Origin of the sequence: Parapedobacter koreensis (assembly GCF_900109365.1) — a bacterium.
In the GTDB taxonomy this organism is placed as follows: Bacteria; Bacteroidota; Bacteroidia; order Sphingobacteriales; family Sphingobacteriaceae; genus Parapedobacter; species Parapedobacter koreensis.
Map to the genome: position 1 here is coordinate 1 of NZ_FNZR01000007.1, position 19,757 is coordinate 19,757.

24 protein-coding genes are annotated in these 19,757 nt (G+C 49.0%); 12 read left to right on the forward strand and 12 right to left on the reverse strand.

Going from position 1 to position 19,757, the window contains the following annotated elements; all coding sequences use genetic code 11:
• Window positions 1–194: 194 nt before the first annotated feature.
• From cas6 to BMW65_RS16080, 3 genes are all read right to left on the reverse strand, one after another.
• On the reverse strand, window positions 195–998 hold the full coding sequence (cas6, locus tag BMW65_RS16070; RefSeq protein ID WP_090606924.1) for a CRISPR-associated endoribonuclease Cas6: 804 nt from the start codon (window positions 996–998) through the stop codon (window positions 195–197).
• A 162-nt stretch (window positions 999–1,160) separates the two neighbouring features.
• Entirely contained in the window at window positions 1,161–2,471 is a 1,311-nt protein-coding gene (locus tag BMW65_RS16075; RefSeq protein ID WP_090606926.1) for a FecR domain-containing protein, read from the reverse strand.
• A gap of 38 nt (window positions 2,472–2,509) precedes the next feature.
• Window positions 2,510–3,088 (reverse strand): RNA polymerase sigma factor, encoded by a 579-nt coding sequence (locus BMW65_RS16080; RefSeq protein ID WP_177181163.1) that lies wholly within the window; start codon window positions 3,086–3,088, stop codon window positions 2,510–2,512.
• Window positions 3,089–3,368: 280 nt separating this feature from the next.
• Here BMW65_RS16080 and BMW65_RS24695 point away from each other — a divergent pair, with 280 nt between their 5' ends.
• From BMW65_RS24695 to BMW65_RS16090, 3 genes are all read left to right on the forward strand, one after another.
• Entirely contained in the window at window positions 3,369–3,497 is a 129-nt protein-coding gene (locus tag BMW65_RS24695; RefSeq protein ID WP_262497335.1) for a hypothetical protein, read from the forward strand.
• Window positions 3,498–3,512: 15 nt separating this feature from the next.
• Entirely contained in the window at window positions 3,513–3,977 is a 465-nt protein-coding gene (locus tag BMW65_RS16085; RefSeq protein ID WP_090606929.1) for a MauE/DoxX family redox-associated membrane protein, read from the forward strand.
• A gap of 155 nt (window positions 3,978–4,132) precedes the next feature.
• Window positions 4,133–4,459: a hypothetical protein gene (locus BMW65_RS16090; RefSeq protein WP_090606930.1), complete on the forward strand. Its 327-nt coding sequence runs from the start codon at window positions 4,133–4,135 to the stop codon at window positions 4,457–4,459.
• Between the two features lie 94 nt (window positions 4,460–4,553).
• On the opposite strand, the gene BMW65_RS16095 is transcribed toward BMW65_RS16090, so the two are convergent.
• The 4 genes from BMW65_RS16095 to BMW65_RS23925 are packed head-to-tail and all read right to left on the reverse strand — an operon-like array spanning window position 4,554 to window position 10,547.
• The gene (locus tag BMW65_RS16095; protein ID WP_090606932.1) at window positions 4,554–5,945 is read right to left on the reverse strand and encodes a RagB/SusD family nutrient uptake outer membrane protein; all 1,392 of its coding nucleotides are present in this window, start codon (window positions 5,943–5,945) and stop codon (window positions 4,554–4,556) included.
• Window positions 5,946–5,973: 28 nt separating this feature from the next.
• Window positions 5,974–9,165: a SusC/RagA family TonB-linked outer membrane protein gene (locus BMW65_RS16100; RefSeq protein ID WP_090606933.1), complete on the reverse strand. Its 3,192-nt coding sequence runs from the start codon at window positions 9,163–9,165 to the stop codon at window positions 5,974–5,976.
• Window positions 9,166–9,183: 18 nt separating this feature from the next.
• Entirely contained in the window at window positions 9,184–10,224 is a 1,041-nt protein-coding gene (locus BMW65_RS16105) for a TlpA family protein disulfide reductase (RefSeq protein ID WP_090606935.1), read from the reverse strand.
• Complete coding sequence (locus tag BMW65_RS23925) at window positions 10,179–10,547, reverse strand: hypothetical protein (RefSeq protein WP_143053906.1); 369 nt, start codon at window positions 10,545–10,547, stop codon at window positions 10,179–10,181. The genes BMW65_RS16105 and BMW65_RS23925 overlap by 46 nt, the downstream gene beginning before the upstream one ends.
• Window positions 10,548–11,095: 548 nt before the next feature.
• On the opposite strand from BMW65_RS23925, the gene BMW65_RS16110 reads away from it, so the two are divergent.
• The 9 genes from BMW65_RS16110 (at window position 11,096) to BMW65_RS24255 (ending at window position 15,304) form a co-directional block, all read left to right on the forward strand.
• Entirely contained in the window at window positions 11,096–11,671 is a 576-nt protein-coding gene (locus BMW65_RS16110) for a hypothetical protein (RefSeq protein ID WP_090606936.1), read from the forward strand.
• A 40-nt stretch (window positions 11,672–11,711) separates the two neighbouring features.
• A complete protein-coding gene (locus BMW65_RS16115) occupies window positions 11,712–12,368 on the forward strand; it encodes a hypothetical protein (RefSeq protein ID WP_090606938.1) in 657 nt (218 codons plus the stop codon).
• Between the two features lie 339 nt (window positions 12,369–12,707).
• Complete coding sequence (locus BMW65_RS16120; protein WP_090606940.1) at window positions 12,708–12,908, forward strand: hypothetical protein; 201 nt, start codon at window positions 12,708–12,710, stop codon at window positions 12,906–12,908.
• Complete coding sequence (locus tag BMW65_RS16125; protein ID WP_090606941.1) at window positions 12,898–13,170, forward strand: type II toxin-antitoxin system RelE family toxin; 273 nt, start codon at window positions 12,898–12,900, stop codon at window positions 13,168–13,170. Before BMW65_RS16120 ends, BMW65_RS16125 begins: the two co-directional genes overlap by 11 nt.
• Window positions 13,171–13,189: 19 nt before the next feature.
• A complete protein-coding gene (locus BMW65_RS16130) occupies window positions 13,190–13,444 on the forward strand; it encodes a DUF2442 domain-containing protein (RefSeq protein ID WP_090606943.1) in 255 nt (84 codons plus the stop codon).
• A 103-nt stretch (window positions 13,445–13,547) separates the two neighbouring features.
• Window positions 13,548–13,754, forward strand: coding sequence for a DUF2683 family protein (locus tag BMW65_RS16135; RefSeq protein WP_090606945.1), 207 nt, complete (start codon window positions 13,548–13,550; stop codon window positions 13,752–13,754).
• A complete protein-coding gene (locus BMW65_RS16140) occupies window positions 13,745–14,017 on the forward strand; it encodes a Txe/YoeB family addiction module toxin (protein WP_090606947.1) in 273 nt (90 codons plus the stop codon). Before BMW65_RS16135 ends, BMW65_RS16140 begins: the two co-directional genes overlap by 10 nt.
• A 280-nt stretch (window positions 14,018–14,297) precedes the next feature.
• Window positions 14,298–15,131: a universal stress protein gene (locus BMW65_RS16145; protein WP_090606948.1), complete on the forward strand. Its 834-nt coding sequence runs from the start codon at window positions 14,298–14,300 to the stop codon at window positions 15,129–15,131.
• 11 nt (window positions 15,132–15,142) lie between these two features.
• Window positions 15,143–15,304, forward strand: coding sequence for a hypothetical protein (locus BMW65_RS24255; protein ID WP_177181164.1), 162 nt, complete (start codon window positions 15,143–15,145; stop codon window positions 15,302–15,304).
• Here BMW65_RS24255 and pstB read toward each other — a convergent pair.
• The 5 genes from pstB to BMW65_RS16170 form a co-directional block, all read right to left on the reverse strand.
• Entirely contained in the window at window positions 15,301–16,062 is a 762-nt protein-coding gene (gene pstB, locus BMW65_RS16150) for a phosphate ABC transporter ATP-binding protein PstB (RefSeq protein WP_090606950.1), read from the reverse strand. The genes BMW65_RS24255 and pstB overlap by 4 nt on opposite strands.
• Window positions 16,059–16,901: a phosphate ABC transporter permease PstA gene (pstA, locus tag BMW65_RS16155; RefSeq protein WP_090606951.1), complete on the reverse strand. Its 843-nt coding sequence runs from the start codon at window positions 16,899–16,901 to the stop codon at window positions 16,059–16,061. Before pstA ends, pstB begins: the two co-directional genes overlap by 4 nt.
• Window positions 16,898–17,788, reverse strand: coding sequence for a phosphate ABC transporter permease subunit PstC (pstC, locus tag BMW65_RS16160; protein ID WP_090606953.1), 891 nt, complete (start codon window positions 17,786–17,788; stop codon window positions 16,898–16,900). The genes pstA and pstC overlap by 4 nt, the downstream gene beginning before the upstream one ends.
• A 15-nt stretch (window positions 17,789–17,803) precedes the next feature.
• Entirely contained in the window at window positions 17,804–18,634 is an 831-nt protein-coding gene (locus tag BMW65_RS16165; RefSeq protein ID WP_090606954.1) for a substrate-binding domain-containing protein, read from the reverse strand.
• A gap of 738 nt (window positions 18,635–19,372) precedes the next feature.
• The gene (locus BMW65_RS16170; RefSeq protein ID WP_090606956.1) at window positions 19,373–19,549 is read right to left on the reverse strand and encodes a histone H1; all 177 of its coding nucleotides are present in this window, start codon (window positions 19,547–19,549) and stop codon (window positions 19,373–19,375) included.
• Between the last annotated feature and the right edge of the window lie 208 nt (window positions 19,550–19,757).

Below are 19,757 nucleotides of genomic sequence, written 5' to 3' on the forward strand. Positions count from 1 at the left end.
AAGTTAGGGCAGCAGATGGAGCTTTTTAGCCAAAGGTATAACTCACGGCTTATTCTCATTGCTTGTCTTTATTCTTCTGAGTACAAACTAACGATTACATTTAAGTCCTGCAGTTTAATCCTTTTCTATTTGGAAAGTTAGGTTATCTAAGCAACTTGACTTTACGGTTTCCCGTACTATCCCGTTTTTATCCATCATTTGTCTGAATATGGCCCCAAACAGCCTAGCCCCAAACTGTTATAACTCCCTATTCCACTGTTGTACACCAATTCCAAAGCGTCATTTAGCCCTTTCAGTTTCAGCTTGAAGTTGTACCATCCCTTTACGGAGGTCTCCGCAGCAGAATTGGCTTTTATCTTCACCAACCTCGACTTGGGAGCACCGCCCGTGAAAATCACCGAAGCTGATGCTTCGCCAAAAGCAGCCTCGGCCCCCTCTGTACCATAAATAGCCGCATACTTGCTCTTCCAATTACCCAATAAGATTGGAATAAACTCGGCATCCAACGGCGATAAGTAATAATGCTTACCCACTTCATCTTTTTTGCTGATCACCACGGGCGACAATAGTGAAAAGACCATCTCTGAAATAACCACAGGATCCTTTCCAGCAAACGGGCTGGCTAAGCTTTCCACCTGTATTACCCGAAACACCGCGCGGCTCCGACGATCAAACAACATCAGTTCCTGATCCTGAAACAGACCCTTAATAAAATTTTCTGCCGCAACCGGAAGATGGAAACTTATCTGTAACCCAGCATCCATACCGGTAAGCAGCATACAGTCTCCTTGGGGCTTGAATGACACCTTGAAATCCGAAAAGGTAAACAGTTTGAACGTCTTATTACCAACGGGATAACCCTCATCGTGCAAAAATGTAGCGTATTCGCCATCAGCTTTTGCCAGTATGCTGTATATTGCTCCTGTAAGCAGATACTGATACGAAAAAGGGATCTCCTTTTTCCCTCCAACATGCTGTAGTGATAGGTTGAAACGCATATAATGTATTTTGACGCAACCGCAAATGACAAAAGACCAAGAAAATCATCAGTGCTTATCCGGTCTAGGCTGCTATTATTGGTTAGCGTTAAAGATAAACGTTTCTGGATGACAACTCAAAACAATGTTGATAATTTTTACAATTCCTCAAGTGTCTACACTTTAGTCATGGGTTTGCCCATACGCCAGCAGCCCCCGTTCATCGGGCCGCTCCATCGGATTCAGCTTCGGCCCGCAGAAGCTAATCATTCCGTCGCCCTCATACATGAAGACACCCGCTTGGTGGATGTATCCATATATTTCCTCCACCGGCGCTTGGTAGCAAACGGAAGCCGTCACACGCGGGCCATCCGGGACGCAATTCAGGTTTTCCACCTTGATGCCGTACCAGCGGCTCATATCGGCAACGAATTCGCGCAGCGGTGCATTTCGGTAGTGACGGGTCGCTTTCGTCCATACCAGCGCTTGCCCGATGTCCGTGCATCCCTCATGGGTCCGGGTCATGATAGTTCCGTCTGCGGGCGTGCAGCAATTTTCATGGTGGACATATTCACCCGGGATGATTAGCTCTCTACCTTCTTTTGGCCCGCTTCCTTCCCGCGCAAACGCCACCAATCTCCCGTTCAGCAATACCGTTTTGGTATCCCGCCGTGTGGCCGACACCATGTATTCCCCTTCGCTGCTCTGCAACTGGCTGTTTGCCGTTTCGATAACCAGCCGCACCGGCCGCTGCGACTTTTCCTTTTCCCGTAGCTGCACCCAGGCTTGCCCCATCAGCCGTGCATAAGTGACCTCTTTGTCCATGTTCCATAGCGGATAGTCGAGGCTCGAACCCGCATTGAGCCGGATATGGCTCCCATCGGGCAGTTGCACCACGCATTGCTGGTGGGCTGCCGTGACGATGCGTATAGCCGGGTAGCCCACCGTGTCCGAAGCCATTGCCTCCCTTGTGGGTATCAACGCCAGCACACCATCCGGCTGGCGCCAGACTTCGATGTTTCGGATACGGCCCAACCTTCCCCTACTGCTCCGGTCTACCGTCAGGCTCGCCGTGTCGCCCCATTGCACCACGCAGGCAAACTCGGATGCAGGTAAATCGCCCGACGCGGTTATACTGGTGCAATCACCTAATCGGGCGCCATGATGCTCGGCTATGGTGTAATACACGATGCATCCCAAAAGCGCCAGTATACCCACTGTGCCTGCGGTTTTGCCCAACAGTACCATGGCTGATTTCCGCCGTCTCCAGCGGTCCGCCTTCGCCCGGATGCTGGCAAAGTCCGGTCGCCATTCCTTCAAGCGTACGCCGGGAAGGTCATCCAGCTCGCAGAGAACATCCACGGTCATACGGAACCATTCATCTTCATCATGGAGCTTTTCGGCCACCATCAATAGGGCATGCTCGGATTGGGTGAGCGTACCCTCCATGTCTTTCCTTATCAGCTCCTTTACATATTCGGCGTTTTGAATCATGGCGATTAGTTGTTGCTAAAGTCTTTGTTGCATTTTGGTCACATCAGCAGTGAATTTACCCGGTTTACCAATTTATTGGCAATGGTCTTCAGTGCGCTGGTGAGCTGGTTCTTTACCGTTTGCAGCGTGGTACCGTGCCGCTGGGCTATCTCACGGTTGTCCAGCCCGCCGAGCCAGCGCTTCAGTACCACCTCCCGTTGCCGGGGTGGTAATTGGTCGATGACCTCCATCATGTATTGTTCCAGCTCCGCTATTTCGATTTTTGCATCTGCGGGCGTCCCTCCTGGCAGTTCGTAGTGACGGTCTGCCAGCGGCTCGTTGTAGTCAGCAGCCTTTAGCTGGCTGGCGATGCTTTTTCGGATCCGGTTTCGCGTGATGCCAAACATCCACAGTTCAGGGTCTACTTTCTTCGCAATTTCCTCCCGCCTTGCCCACATTACTTCCAATACCTCGGAGATGATTTCATTCACCCGAGGGTCAGGACTGGCCGCCACCTTCAGGATATAGCGTTCGAGTTTCCCTTTGTAGCGGTCATAGATGGCATCCAGCGCTGGTTTGTGGTGTTCGCCCAATTGTTTGAAGAGGTCCGTTTTCGTTAGGTCGGTGTTTCTTTTCATGAGTAACTGGTTTAATGGGATAGCCGCCATAGATCAATAAAAAATATAACTCTGTTTTACAGCTATTTACATAAAAAAATTAATTTACTATGGTACAGAATACCCGTTTTGGGTAGTTCGGTATAGAAAGGAGGAAAAAGTAGATTGTAAGTTAAAGCAGAGCAAACATAGCAAAGAAATCCTAAAAAACAAACAAAAAAATCAAATAACAAAATGATTTAGAGGACATTACAAAAAAAACGTAGTGGTTATACCGTATTGTCCATTGGATGGCTGTGCAATGCGGCCATGGGAGAATTGCCATGCCCTCTATTTCACGATAACAAGCTACCGGGATACGATTAAAGTAGACCCAGATCCCGTGGTATGGCCGGTCGCCGTGGTGGCTACGGCGGCCCGCCATTTTTGACAAAGTAACAAGATAATGAAACATACCGGAACCTTACAATGCATCGCTTACGCCTTCATCGCCCTGTGGGGCTATGCAGGCAGCATCAAGCTCATCCATTGGGTGCAGAGCCGGGCAGAAATGCATAAACAACCCTTCCCAGCATGGGTTGCAGACATCCTGTTCTGGGCGATCCCGTTCGCGGAGCTGGGCATCGTGGCCTTGCTGCTCGTCCCGAAGCTACGGGTATGGGGGTTGAGGGCCTCCCTGGCATTAATCACCCTATTTACGCTATACCTTGCCCTTGTGTTGGGCAGGGCTTTCGGCTCCATCCCATGCGCCTGCGGGGGCATCCTTAGCGGTATGGGCCATGCCGAACACCTAGCATTCAACAGCCTATTTACCATCCTTGGATGTACCGCGATGGTACTGACCCATAAAAGCAGACACAGGGCTTTCGCGAAGCCCCGATGTCCGCAGGAAGGAGGTGCGCACATTTAGGAGATGAGCCAGCCGCGCAGGGCGCCAGCCTGCCCTGTGAAGATAAAACGGAGCAATCCGGCTGCTGCGGGCAGAAGGGGCAGTATGCCGGCAGGTCATGTGCAAGGACCTGCGGAAATCATGCGCATGCGAACGTTTTTAATAATTTTTCAATCATGATTAATATGCTTAAAAACAAGGTAGACTTCACCGGCGTTGCGGTGCTGTTGCTTGCCTTCTTCGTAGCTGTGGGTTTCAAGGCCCCGACGATGCGGCAACAACCACAGTGGTATGGCGTGGAAGATACTGGCAGCACTCCCGGAAATCCCCAGAACCAGCAAATTGGGGAGGCACTGGATGAAGAACCGACCGGTGATTGTAATACGTTTCCCGGTGTTATCTGTGCCATCGAATTGGACCTCGATGGAGGAACACCTCCCTCAACGGTGCATGAAGCCCAGCAAATGGGCGTCACTACCGGAAACAGCCGCCAACGGCAATAATAACTGAATTGGATAGTATGTATCCCCTGAACAGGGTCAGCCTTGCTAACCAGCAGCGCCATCCTTTGAAGGACGGCGCTGTTGGTTTATCCCATCATCGCGCGTTCTGCACGAGATGGTTCAGCGACACCTCGTTTTCCGGAATGGGCCATACCCATTTATTATCCATTGGAGGCAGTTCGTACCGATCGCCCTCGATATGCCTGACCAGCGTGGTGGCCAATTCCGGTTCCCTGTTCAGCCTCCGCAGATCTTCCCAGCGCACGCCGCGCATGTAAAGTTCTTTTCTACGTTCCATCAAGACAACCTGTAACGCTTCAGCCGGTGTCCCGGCCGTCAGGGGTTGCAGGGTCCCGGCTTTATAGCGGTGCAAACGCAGGTTATACACCACGTCCATAGCCTGCTGGACTGCACCCTGTCTTGCAAGGCATTCCGCTTTGATCAACATCGCCTCCTCCGCACTGAAACCCGTAAAAAAATTGGCCAGTCCCTGACCCATATATGAACCGACAAAAATCCGCTTGCCATCCGGAGCATTGAAAAAATACACCTTCAAGCGGAGATCATTCGCATCAAACGCTTTCAGCAGCGTGGTATCCGCATCAAAACGGTTCGGGCCGATGATACCCCCCACGGCTTTCTTTGAAATGAATATGACTGCTGGATTCCCGGCGGCATGGGGTTGGAATACACTTTCATACTGGCTGGACACCGCAGTATCCAGTTGGTTATAGTCAATAAGATCACCCCGTTCTTCCAATACCCGGTCAGCAAACTCCAATGCCCGGTCGTAATCGGCCATCTGCAGGTAAACACGCGCCAGTAGTGCATGTACGGCAGCTTTGCTGGGCAGGAATATGTTTCCACCATTGTCCCACTCCAGACCGGAAGCATCATGCAGATCCGTCAATATGCGGTCGTAGACCGCCGCCAATGACGGGCGGCCATACGATGTGGACACGTCATAATCAAGGCGTAAAGGCACGCCCAAATCCGTCGAGGCCGTGGTTGGATCATAGGTTGGACAAAAGAGCTGGGCCAGCTTGTAAAAATTCCAAGCACGGTGGAAGAGGGCGCTCCCCTTCACCAGGTTCCATTGGTTGGTTTCACCGGGAGACGGTTCGATGCGCTGCACATCCAGCGCAAGGTTGGCATACAGAATCTTTTCGTAGGCCTCATTCCAGTCGCGGATTTCCTGATGTTCATACACGTCGTCCGCCCACACATAGGCATTCTTATGAAAGGGGGTATATAATGAACCGGAAACGAGGCTCGCGTAATCCGCCACGAAATATTCATCGGCACCCAGAAAAGCCAGATCATCGGAAGTATGGTACATCGCATCCCTGGCGAGGATTGCGGCATAATCCGCGATGGTTGCGGGCACGACCTGATTAGCATCCCGCTTTACATCAAGGAAACCCTCGCCGCAGGAGCACAGTATCACTGTAATGAGAAGTATGGCAATATTGTTTAACTGTTTCATTGTTTTTTTTTCTTCAGTTCATCGGTTGTCAGAAATCCATTTGCACGCCGATCGCAAACGTACGCGGCGCGGCGAAGTCGGCATTGGGGTAGTCCGGGTCGATACCGTTTTTATTGGCCCGCCATAGGATACCCAGGTTGCGCGCATAGGCATATAACCGAATGTGCCGAAGGGGCAAGCGATCCATATATTTTTGCGGCAATGTGAAGCCCACGTTTATATCTTGCAGGCGGATATGGTCTGCGTTTGTAATCAACGTTTCGGACAATTCATAAACCGATGCCATGTAACTATCGACCGGTGGGGCATGATGCACCGGTACACTCGTCCATTGTTCATCCCCGGGCTGCTGCCACCGCTTCAGGTAATCCATGTGGTAATTCAGGGAGGATATATACGCTGCACCCGGTACCGAGGATTTACGCCTGAACACATAGCCCGTCTTCCAGGCCAGCAATACAGAGACCGAAAGGCCTTTCCATGACACATCATTCCTTAACGAACCGTAAAAAGGCGGTACGGATACACCGGCTGCCATGAGGTTACCGACGCTGTAATAAGTGCCATAGTCGTCGCTTTTCACGCCATCAACATAAATAAGCGGCATGCCGGTATCGTGTTCCAAACCGTTCCAAGGGAACGCGTAGACCGCGTCCCGGCTTCTTCCGGGTACAGGTACCGAAGGGCTATTGGTATAGTGGTACACTTGGCTGGTCTCCGCAGTATGGTATCCTGTCACCCGATTACGCACGTAGTTGAGCAACAGCGTGCTGGTCCATTGGAAAGCACCGCGTATGTTATGTGAAGCAAGCTGTACGTCCAGTCCTTGTGTGCGCAGGTTGGCGTAATTAATGAGGTTGGTGGCACTGGCCGTCCCACCGGTAATGATACCGGTACTTGGTGGTAGGTAGTCTTCGCCGATAAGGTCCTTGGCATCTTTTGCATAATAATCTATGGTACCGCTGATTCGGCGGCCCTTCGTGGCAAAATCCACAGCGAGGTTCAGGGTATTGACCTGTTCCCAGCGCAGGGAGGGGTTGCCTGCGCTGATCACATTTGCCCAATTGAGGCCCGAATTGGCATCGCTGCCAAAATGCCGGATTGTAGGAAACACGCTCACCTGTTTATTGACATTGCCGCTACTGCCATACGTGGCCCTCATCCGTAGGTAGGGCAGCCAATCGATGCGGTAGAACGGTTCCTTTCCGGCTTCCCAGCTTGCTCCCAGCGACCACAGCGGTGTGCCCTTCTGGTTGGTCTTTACCCCGAAAAGGTTACTGCCGTCCCAGCGGGCAGAGCCGGATAAAACATACCGGTCGCGGTAGGTATAACTCGCATTGCCAAAATAGGAAAGGTAGCGATCCGTGAAGCGCCTGCGCGTGCTGGATGGCTGCGGGATTCGTGCCCGCCCCGTAGGGCGAACGGTGTAATTCTCCACGTAATCATAATAGGCCGTCCCGGTGAGTAGGGAGGGATCGTAATCATACATCGTATAGCCCGGGAAAATATGCTGTACATATTCCCTGATTTCACCGCCGCCAAGTGCCGAGATGGCGTGGTCGCCAATGGACCGGACGAAGTTGAGCTGCGCCCTACCTGAATGGCTAACTGCCTCTGCAGGGTTGCCCATGGAGAAAATCGCTGCGTGGGGGATGATGTACGAACCGTTTCCCTGCGTGAAGCGGTTTACCATATCACGCACATAATAGCTGTCTTCATGGTACAGGCTGCTGCCTTCGCTGCGCGCGCGTACATACTGGTAGGAGACATTCACATCGAAGTGTTGCAGGAAGCTGTAGCGTAGTCCACCGTTGAGCCGCATTTCGTTACTGCCGGAACGGTTGTCGGCCAAAGCCACCTCATCCAGCGGCCGGTACTGCCAGTCGAGCAAGCCGTCGATGTCAGCCCGGATGACGTACGCCAGCCGGTAATCTTTCACAATGGGAAGGTTGTTGCCGGCATTGTCTTTCAGGCGGGTATAAGGTGACAAGCCCAACTGCGTCTCGCGGGCGGCCAAATCGCCAAGCGCGAGGCCGTTGTTTTCTGCCCGTTGCTGTGTATACCACACCCCTGCGGTCAGCTCCATCCCTTTCAGCGGCCGGAAGGTATTTTGCAGGCTGAGGTTTAGCCGGTTATTGCCGTCGCCTATGACGTGGCTGCGGTTTTTGTCGTATCCGGCCGATAAATAGTAAACATTCGTCTGTCCACCGCCCTGCACGCCAAGGGCGTACTGCTGGTACACCGAAGGCTGGTAGAGGTACTTCAACGCTTCGTCCCGCACTTCCGTATTACGAAAGGAAGATTCCTTTAACAGGAAATCAGCCTCGCTGATCCAACCGCTGTCGCGGGCGATGAGCAGCTCCACGTACTGGGGAAAAGGGCGTTGCTGGGCCGATTCGAGGTAATATCCGCCGTGCTCATACTTATCTTTCTCAAGCTGTAGGACCACATTACTCGGCAGGCGGTTCTGCGAATAAAACAGGTTGGGTTTCTCCCCCACAGATACGTTGCTATTGAGTGATATCCTTGCCTGCTGTCCATAGCCGCCCCGTTTGGTCGTGATGACGATGACCCCGTTGCCGGCACGGGCACCCCATATGCTTGCAGCAGCGGCGTCCTTCAATACCGTGATGCTCTCGACGTCGTTGGGGTTGATGGTATTGATATCGCCCTCATAAGGAAAGTTATCCACCACGATGAGGGGCGTTCCATCCGACTGGATGGTGGCCAGCCCCCGAATGCGGATATCGGATGCCGAGGTGCCGTTGGCCTCCGTGAACTGCACGCCCGAGGCGATGCCTTCAAGGCGTTGCAGAATGCTGCCGCCCACCGCACGGTTGAGTGTCTTGCCGTCTATATGGGTAAAACTTCCGGTAACCCGTTCAGGTGGCACCCGGTAGAAGCCCGTATTGATTTCAACCTCTTCAAGTGTGTTATCGTCGGGCAAAAGCACAATGGCCAAGGGGCCTGTCGTGGATGGGCCAACAGGCAGGCGTTGCTCGGCATAGCCCACAAAGCGTACCAGCAGGGTATCGCTTGTGGCGGGCATGGGGAGCGAAAACCGGCCGTCATTACCGGACTGTGCCATATGAACGCTATTCAGCAGTCTTAAGGTAGCCCCGGCCAACGGCTGGCCGGATTGCGAGGAGACGCGCCCGCCAAGTTGGGCAAACGACGGGCAGGCCCATAGCGCGAGGGCCAGGATATAAACGTATTTCATTTCGGTTTTTGAATTTGATTATCGGTTTGCCGTTGATTGGGCGTTTGATGAATATGTCCAGTTGGTATCAATGGGAATGGCTACGGACTCCCCGTCTGCGAATCTCCTGACCGTATCCAGGTCATAGCCGCTACCGCCGGTAATCGCGGCCAACTTGCCATTTTTGATCCATATCAGGCGGCTTACGGTGCTTCGGTCAAAGAAATAGCGATTCAGCATGCGGGCATCAGCCCCGATGACCGACATAACCCTCCAATTCCTGCGTCGTGAGAAAGGCAGGGCCTTATAGTCATAATCAATGTGTACGCCTATCAGCTTAACCCGCTTGCCAAGCTGCCCTGTATATCCTTCCCATTTGTGCATTGACTCCACACAGGGTGAACACCAGCTTGCCCAGAAGTCAAGTACCAACAGGTCCGTATCTTGATGCTCGCGCAACCGGATGGTGTCCTTCCCTTCCGGATCGTTTACCACCCAAAGCGGAAAGTCCCAGAGCACATCTGGAATAGTGTCACCAATACGGATTCCCCGGAATGCGCTGTCTACCTGTACATGATATTTTACCAACCGGAACCGTTCCAGGTCAGCCTCCGGCATGAAGCGTGGTATCCGTTTAATTTCCACACTATCGTTTACATCCTCGCGACTTACACGGGGCATAGATTGGGCGTGCACGCCCGGTTGGGTAAAAAGAAACAACAGGCATAGCAATACCCCATTTGCGCGGCCCCGCCCGGGGAGGGCGAGGGCCTGCGCAAGGGTCTGCACACATAGTAAGTTTTTCCGGAGACGGCCCCAGCCCATTCCATGCCCCTCCTTATACGCCTCTATCCCGCTATATAGCCGCCTATCCTTCGCTAAAGTGCCGCTGGTGAGCACTTTTACCGAGGTATATGCGGGACATACGCGGATGGAGCCCGAAGGAAGGGTAAGGGAAGGTGGGATTTGGGGTAAGGCAAGCCCGGCTTCACCCCACGGGGATTGGCCGTTGGGATTGCCCGCTTCTGCTCTGTTTATCTTCCGCTGGAGGTCATTACCCGCGCTATACCTGCTGCGCACCTGATATCCGTACTGCCGTTTTTCTCCTTATTGTCCGTATGTTTTCCGTTCCTTCTCCGCTTCTCAAGCGGAGGAGCAGCGGAGAAGCACCGAAGGAGCAGCGGAGAACAAGCGGAGAACGAGCGGAGGAGCACCGAAGAAATAGCGGAGCGAGTGCGCGTCAGGTACGGAGCAGTTGCGCAGCGGGTATCCAGCCGCAGCGGAGAAACAGCGGAGGATGAGCGAACGTCTAGCGGAGAACAGCCTGTTCGTTTTCGTTTATGTTTTGTATAGTTGGTTGCCAAAAGGGCATAGTTATCCCCTAAGCGTAAATTTTGCTTCATTTATTGTTTGATTTGGGTGTAAAATTTGTGGCTAACTCAGGCTTTACACGCTATCAAACGGGGTTTTTGATTATGTTCTTGTGAAGATTGGACGTCGAGAGCATCCACGGTTTGGATACCACAAAACCACCATCCCCCCTCCTATTTTGGATAGTGGGAACGGATTTAATTCCGATTGGATTTCGTTGTGGCTTCATTTCTCGTTATGGTCAGTAACGAGTCTTGTTGGCATGCGTCCAATTGATACATGTGGGCCTGCAAACCGTCGTCACAATAAAGTTTCTCACGCCTTACACGACACGGGATTACAGCAGGCCCACATCTACCTTATATGCAAATATAGCATAATAAGCATAGACATGGGTGTTAATCTGCTGCCTTGCGTCGTGGCGTGAGAAATTGTGACGGCAAGACTCTTGGTTTAAACACCTAAGCTCCAAAGAAAACAACTATTGCTTTCTATCTAAATCAAAGGTAGAAAACTCTTGCAATAAAAGCAAATTATTTATTATAAGTGTCATTTGTCATCTGTTTTAACAGTTTGCCTCATGGCAAAAGCTATCCTTATATCTCCCATTCAACTTTACAATTTAACGGCTGTTAGACACATCAGACTTCATTACGGTATTTCGGCTCAAGACCTTTCGTTTGGTATTGGTAAGAGCCTAAATTATATTGGAACCATGGAAAATGAACAAATTTCAGGAAGCTACAATGATACTGTTCTAACAGAAATCGCTCAATACATCAGTAATAAAATCAAAAATTATCCAGATAGTGAGCTTGAAATTAAAGGGAAAACACATTATACTATTTACGATTTCTATCCTACCGAAATACTTAGCGATGAAAAGGTTATCAAAAAGGTAGACCCTATCCCTCCCGGCTTTGGGCCTTCTGTCACACTCAACGCACTAATTGAATCGAGCAACTTTTTCAAGAAAGCACGCACTTTGAATGAAATTGTGGAAAAATGTAATGACATCCAAAACCAGAATTGGGTATCAAATGACTTTACCCAACAGTTAGATAGAGCCACCAAAGCGAAAAACAAAAAGCTTGATGTCATTTTAAAAGATGGGCTGAACACCTATATCCTAGCCAAGAAGCAGAAAAAGGATTAGTATATTTGCGGTCATCGAGGAATAACCGCGACCGCTGCTTATGAAGCCCAATCTACTGTTCAAAGAATTAGACATCAAAGCCATGCCGCAAATCGAAGTGGAAAAAATGCTCAATGTGCTTGTCCTTAGAAAAAGAAAGGGTTACAGCCAATTTGAGTTATCTTTCCTGATGGGGCAACGCGATTTTTACGTCCGAGACGCGGAAAACCCCAACCACACATTGATTTATGCCGTTCCTTTCACCAATATTTTCCGTCAGATTTACGGTTGCGATACCAAAGCCATCGTTCCAGATATCAATAAAAAGCCTGATTACTCGATTCGGATATTGGAAGCTACCGACGAATCAGGAAATAGCGTTTATCGCGCCGAGAAAAAAATCGAAGGTGGAAATTGGGAATTGATAGATACTTTTAGCGTGGAGCCAAAAGAATTATTGCTAAAATCTCCCAGCCGGATAACTGACCAGCAGGTGAAAGATTGGGTAAACATCAAATTCAATAGCGGCTACTTTGATGTGGCCAAAAATGCGTTGCAAATCCTGAAAGACTGTGAAAAGGAACTGGAAAGCACGATTCGCCCTTTGTTTCTAGCCGACGCGTTGAAAGATTACACCTTGAGAAAAAAGGCTCCAAGATTGGCGAAGAAAAAGGACGAGAATGGACGGTTTGTTTTTGGACTATTACGGGCAAAGTGAGCCACTAAAATCCATACTGAAACTAGAAATGATTGCCTTGCGAGAGCATATGAATTAAAAGAAGAAAAGGAAAGGCTAATCAGCTTTTTTAAAAACGACACTTGAAGACAAGGAATCATCCGTCAAAAATTTACAATCCGAGCTATTATCCAAAGTTGACGAAATCCTCAACCTACTGAAATCCAAGTAAGCAGTCTATAGCCAATCCGTTTTATCCAATACTTTTCGTATTTTTGTGTGTATCCTTGATTTCCGTTGTATCCGAGAGCCTCGGCAATGAACGAGAATGTGAGGAAGATTAAGAGTAAATAAACGGTTGATTTTTAAATATCAAATATCATGCAGATCATTCTTGATAAAGTACAGAAAAAGCATTTGGCATTAATAAACGAATTAGCCAAGACTCTTAAAATTGAAGTTATCGAGGGAGTTGAGGACGATCGATACTATTTAGACGCCATGAAAGAGGGGGAGAAAAGCCCCCTGCTTGATAAGGACGAAAAGGATTCGTTTCTGAGATCGTTGACCCATGCAGATTGAAATCCGTAAATCCTTTAGCCGCGATGCAAAAAAGTGCACACAAACAGTAAAGGAAGCAATTGCAAAAGCCATCGGAGAAATGACAAACGCAGCATCCTTGACTGAACTCAATAACGTCAAGGCCATGAAGGGTGGTAAGGCTGCACGCGATGCCTATCGGATGCGGATTGATGAATATCGCATCTGTTTTTATTTTCAGGACAATGTCATCGAATTAGTCCGTGTCTTGCCCAGGAAAATTGTTTACCGGTACTTTCCCTAGTTAATATCGAACATGCTTTATGAAGCAGACAGCAGTTATTTCGATTAAAACGGTTACCTACCATGAGCCATACTTTATTACCTTCAGGTTTTCGGACGGATTGGTACGTACCGTAGACTTCGGGCCGTTTTTGCGTACTGCAAAAAACCCGATGACCAAAAAATATCTTGACACAAAACTGTTCAAAAACTTCGCTATCGAGCACGGCGACATAGTCTGGAACGATTACGAGTTGTGTTTCCCTATTTGGGATCTTTATGAAGGCAGTATATAATTTGAATGGCGGCGGCAACGGACGGGAATGTGAGGAAAATTAAGGGGAAATAAGAGAGCGAATACAGGGTGAATGGTTAAATGATAATTGGTATTTTTGCAATATGGAAGCAGTGCTTATACACCCAAAAACTAAGGAACAACTTGCGGCGGTAAAGGCCTTTGCGAAGGCACTGAAGTTGGAATTCGAAATGACGGATACAGCGGAAAGCCCTTACCGTCCGGAATTCGTAGAGAAAATCCTGCAAGGCAGGGAAGATGTCAAAAACGGCAAAGGAGTCAAGATAGCCGTCGAAGACCTATGGAAGTAATCTATACCCCACAAGCAGTTGAGGATTTGAAATATTGGAAAAAGTCCGGCAATAAAGTCGTACAAAAGAAAATCCAGCAACTCATCGTCGCGATTATGGAAAGTCCTTTCGAAGGAATCGGTAAACCGGAACCACTAAAACACGAACTAACGGGCTCTTGTTCGAGAAGAATTACACAAGAACATCGGCTTGTTTATGAGGTGCACGAAAAAGATACTTCAACAATTTTGGAGATTCAGTCTCTTAGGGGGCACTATAAATAACAAAAGCGACCAAACCCCGGCAAAGGATGAAAACGTGAGGAATATTGGGTCAAAGGCAAAATAAGGAGAAATTAAGTATGACAACGCTAACTGGATTTGCTCCGACTGGCGGCAAGAGCGATGAACTTTTCCCAGCATTGCTGCGTCGGTTATTCACATAATGGATTTGCTCCGAACAAAATTTTTTGCCGTATGTTATTATTGTATTAAATTTTCATGCCCACGGTTTCTCTCAGAAGAGTATCCATATCTTTATATCCAGTAATCGCAATTCCTTCCAATGAAAACGATCATCATTGCAACCGACTTTTCCGAATCAGCCACCAACGCTGCCCAATATGCGGCTTACCTAAGCGGCCCGTTACGGGTGGATACCATCTTGCTATACCACTCTTATGACGCTGCTCCTAAAGCAACCGAAATACCCCTGCCAGAGTCTAAAGACGCAGCCTTGGCGCATGAACACAGCCTGACTGCATTGGAAGCCACCGAATCCCAAATGGAACCCTTCCTCAGTAAGCAAACAGCGATCGAAATCGTTGCCAACGATCTTCCGGTAGTGGTAGGTATCCAACGTTTGCTGGACGAACGCAAAGCTGGATTGGTTGTTACCGGAATAACAGGTAAGAGCAATTTGGAAAAATTTCTCATGGGCAGCAATACCATAGCCATAGCAGACGCTTGCACGGCTCCGGTACTGGTAGTGCCTGAAGAAGTGGAGTTCAAGCCCATTGCCAAAGCGGTGTTTGCCTGCGATCTGGAAAAGGTAGACCACACGATGCCGATCGAAACTTTATCACAACTCGTTGATAACCTCGCTTTCAAGCTACTGGTACTCAACATCGAAAAACCCGAAACCCGGTTTAATCCGGATGTCATCCCCGAACAATACAAGCTCCATGGCCTACTTGACCGGTTTCATCCGGAATATCATTACATCGAGCATGGTGACGTAGTCGAAGGTATCATGGACTTCGCCGAAACGCAACAGGCCGATCTCGTAATGACCGTCCCTAAAAGGTATGGCTTTTTTGACAACCTATTCCACAAAAGCGTAACGAAAAAACTTGCCCATCACTCCCGTCTGCCGCTACTGATTTTTAAGACTGAATAATGTTTTAAACAATGGATGTAAACATCGGTATTATTGCACTTGTCCTGGTAGCCGTAATCGTACTTATAGGCTGGCTGATTCGGAGGAATAAAAAAGATAAACGAGACTTCGCGAAGACATTGAATGAGTCCGCGCTGAATCCGGATAAAGACAGCAATAAGGAAAAAATTTAACCAAACCGACCTCTTACATAGTTGGCCGTCATTTCCTGTTGAGGATGCTCAAACAAGGCTTTGGTGTCTCCCGCCTCAACAACTTCTCCCAAGTACATAAAGATCGTCTTATCCGCAATACGCTGCGCTTGCTGCATGTTGTGCGTAACAATCACAATGGTATAGTCTTTCTTCAGCTTGACAATTAATTCCTCTATTTTAAGCGTGCTCAATGGATCCAGTGCCGAACAGGGCTCATCCATCAAGATGACCTCGGGCCGCAGTGCTACTGTGCGGGCGATACACAACCGTTGCTGTTGCCCACCGGATAGCCGGGTGGCGGGCTTCTGCAGCTCATCTTTTACCTCATCCCAGATATAACTTTCCTTTAAGGCATTTTCAATAATTCCTTGCCGCTCCGTCTTGGGTATATGGTTTATCTTCAACCCATAGTTGATGTTTTCATAGATGCTTTTCGGGAACGGGTTTGCCCGTTGAAACACCATACCTACCCGCCGTCGCACCTGCGTTACGGATATCCCATGATCGTATAAGTTTTGGTTATCAAGCAGGAATTCACCCGTTATCCGGGCGTCGGGAGAAAGATCGTGCATGCGATTGAAGCAACGAAGCAGCGTACTTTTGCCGCAACCCGAGGGTCCTATCAGGGCCGTGATTTGATTGCGAGGAAATGTGACGCTGACATCTTTCAGTACATGCTTATTGCCAAACCACAAGTTTACGGAATGTGCGGAGAGTTTGGTCGGATGATCGGTCATTTTTTACTGTGTTTATAGCGAATATAAAAAGCGGTGAGATTCAATAGGAATACCACGATAATAAGCACCAACGCCGTACTATAGGCCAATGGCCGTACTTCCTCTATGGCGTGATGCTGCGTAGAAAGCATATATAAGTGATAAGGAAGTGCCATGAATTCCTGATTAAGGGATCCGGTAGGGCTATTGATGTAAAAAGCAACCCCTGTAAACAAGATTGGAGCAGTTTCACCTGCCGCGCGTGACAGCGACAGCACCACGCCGGTCAGTATCCCCGGCAGAGCCGACGGCATGACCACATCGCGGATGGATTCAAATTGGGTGGCTCCAATGGCCAATGCCCCTTCGCGCGTACTTGCCGGAATACGCCGCAGTGCCTCTTCCGTCGTCGTGATAATATAAGGCAAGGAAAGCAGCCCTAAGGTCAACCCCGCCGCCAGCAGGGAAGTACCCATTTGCAAGGCCTGCACAAAAAGGGCAAGCCCAAAGAGGCCGTAAATAATGGATGGCACGCCGGCCAGGTTACGAATGGAAGCCCGGATCAAACGGTTTAGCGCACTATCGGTGGCGTATTCATTGAGGTAAACCGCACAGCTTACGCCAAAAGGAACTGCCGCAGCCGCGGTAATCAGGGTAAGCAATATCGTGCCGGTGATAGCGGGCAAGATACCTCCTTTGGTCATCCCCTCGCGTGGGATGGAACTTACAAACTCCCATGAAAGCGATGGTGCACCCTTGCTCACCAGATCCCAAAGGATGGCTACCAAGAAAAAGCAGACAGTACCTGTGGTAAGCAACAGCGTGCCCCATTCAATGACCGGCGTAAGTTTTTTTATCATGCGGAATGGTATTTTCGATACTTATTCACGAAATATTCACCCAACATATTTACGATTAACGTAAACAAGAACAACACCGTAGCAATGGCAAACAGTGAATAATAGTGTGTGGTTTGGTAGGGCACCTCCCCCATCTCAATGGCAATGGTAGCCGTAATGGTGCGCACCGAATGGAAGAAGCCTTTCGGGAAAGCGGACGCATTTCCCGTAGCCATCAATACAGTCATCGTCTCACCGATAGCCCTTCCCACGCCCAGCATTACGGCAGCCAAAATACCCGGTGCAGCCGCAGGAATGGTTACCCGTATGAGGGTTTGCCACCGGTTGGCTCCAACGCCGTAGCTGGCTTCTTTGTACGAATCGGGAATACCGTGCAATGCATCTTCGGCTACCGTGACGATGGTAGGCAGTGCCATGATGGCCAGCAACACGGCACCATTCAGTGCATTCAGCCCATTGGACTGTCCGGTAAGCCCCGCTATACCCGGTCCCAATAACACGATACCCAAAAACCCAATGGCAACCGACGGTACGGCAGCCAACATCTCAATAGCTGGCTTCAAAATACCTTTCAGCTTGCTGCCAGCATATTCCGAGAGGAAAGCGGCCGTACCGATGCCCAATGGAATAGCGATAACCATGGCCCCGAGTGTAACCAGACTCGTACTCACCAGCAACGGTAATATCCCATACAGCGCTGGATCACCCGATGGATTCCACTGCGTACCCGTAATGAAATCAAGTGGCTTTATTTGTAGAAAAAACGCCATCGTATTCCAAAGCAACATAAATAATATACCGCCCAAAATCGCAATGGCTAAAAAACCCGTCGACCGCACAAGCAACCGCACTGTCTTATCGATGTTTTCCCTTACCGGTAGCTGCATTTTCTTAGCTGTTTATCAATGAACAATATAATAACCCGATTCCTGTATCAATCGCTGCCCTACTTCACCCCGCTCAAAGGCAATGAATGCCGAAACTTTTTCCCATGAGGTCTCAGGTATAAACTGATATAACGGACGTTGAAAGTGGTAGCGCCCTTCCGAAATAGCCTGACTATCCAGTGGAGAAATAGCAGGCTTACCGACTGAAGGGGAAATTTTTAACACTTTTACTGGCTGATCTTTGCTATCATGCATGATATAACCCGCCCCTACATAACCGATACCCGTGCCATCCATTTTGATGCCTTCGATAATCTGTGCGTTGCCGTTCATTTCCTTCGCATCACGGCTGAATTGGATACCCAGCTTCTGCCGGACAAAAGAATGCGTTCCCGAATTGCTCTGCCTTCCGTAGATATTCACTGGCCGATGCTCTCCGGTAATGGATTCCCAGGAGTTCAGCTTTCCGCTCAATAGGTACCCAAGCGTAGCGACATCGATACTGTCAATCGGAAAATCCTTACGCACGATAAACGCCGTGGCATCTTCTGCAAACACGACGGTACGTACTGAAATCCCCCTATCCCTGAACATTTCTTCTTCATCTGCATTCAAGGGCCGGGACGAATTAGCAATATCTGCCTGCCCATTGAGCAGGGAAGCAATGCCCAGCCCTGACCCTCCGCCGGAAATGGCCACACTGAGGCTGTCGTTTTCAAGGTAAAAATGCTCGGCAAGCCTAACGGCCAGGTTTACTTCCGTGTCGGAGCCTTTCACCTTGATGGCCCGCTCATTGTCGCTGCACCCCATCAATACGATTATCCATAAGCAATTGAGATATTTCATGCCGAAATGATTGCTTCCAAATTTAGGCAACAAACATTACCTAATTGTTAAGTCAACATAAACAACGTTACTTAGCCAATCCAATTAGATTTGTTGCAGCAAAATTTCGCATAAGTGAAGGAGAACATTGCAACAGCTGCTTTTTTGTACTGAAAGGTTGTCTCAGGCAGTATCGAATCATCAACGTCATCGAAAAAACAATCCGGTTTTTTACAGAAAACCAAGCGACTGTCTTCTTTACCAGTTATATAAAACCAATTGCCGGCCGACAGCTACTTGTGCAGCGTGGAAGATGCGTTGTTACTCGTTGGAGAACCAAAAAGGGATGCGGAACTCTATGGAAAATTCCCCAAATTGGAGCAGATAACCAGAATGATGCTGGAACGGGATTTGGGCGATACATAAGATGCGCTTTCCAACTTCATCACTTCCCCACCGGAAGAACGATACCGCTACCTACTGCAAAACAGGTCCGACCTTTTACTCGCCTAATCATGCGCTGGAAGATGTAGCCGTACGCAAAACCGCCAATTATACCCATAGCCAATAGCGAACAGCCAGCAACATATGCAAATATCCGAAGTGTATACATCAGAGACCTTTCCATTGATTTGGACACAAAGGTAGACATCGCCACACACTCATTTCATTGACGTTGGATAAGAAAGAACGTCAAAACATAAAAGCCCCGGAACCAGCTGGTCCCGGGGCTTCACAAATGTTTTCGGAAAGCCGAAACTATTTCGTGTTCTTCGCTTCTGTTACGGCGTTGCGGATTTCCTGTGCCAACGCTTTAACTTTTTGCAGACCTGTACGCACGCGTGTGCCGGCCGCATTGTTTCCTTTTTCAAAAAATTTAGATGCATCTTCATCAATGGATGCAATCAAGGCTTTTAATTCATTGTACTTTTCCATTTAACATTTAATTTTAGGGTAGAAAATGTATTAACGTCACAAGGATAAGCATTTTTTGTGCCGAAATTCATTCCCGTGAAGAAAAATCAACGATTTCTTTTTATCCCACCATGCCCGGTATAAGATTTGTACAAACCATGCACTAACTTAGGGGCAGGGAAACCCGCTTAAAAAGGAATGCTATAAAACCAGCAAAGCCCCACATCAC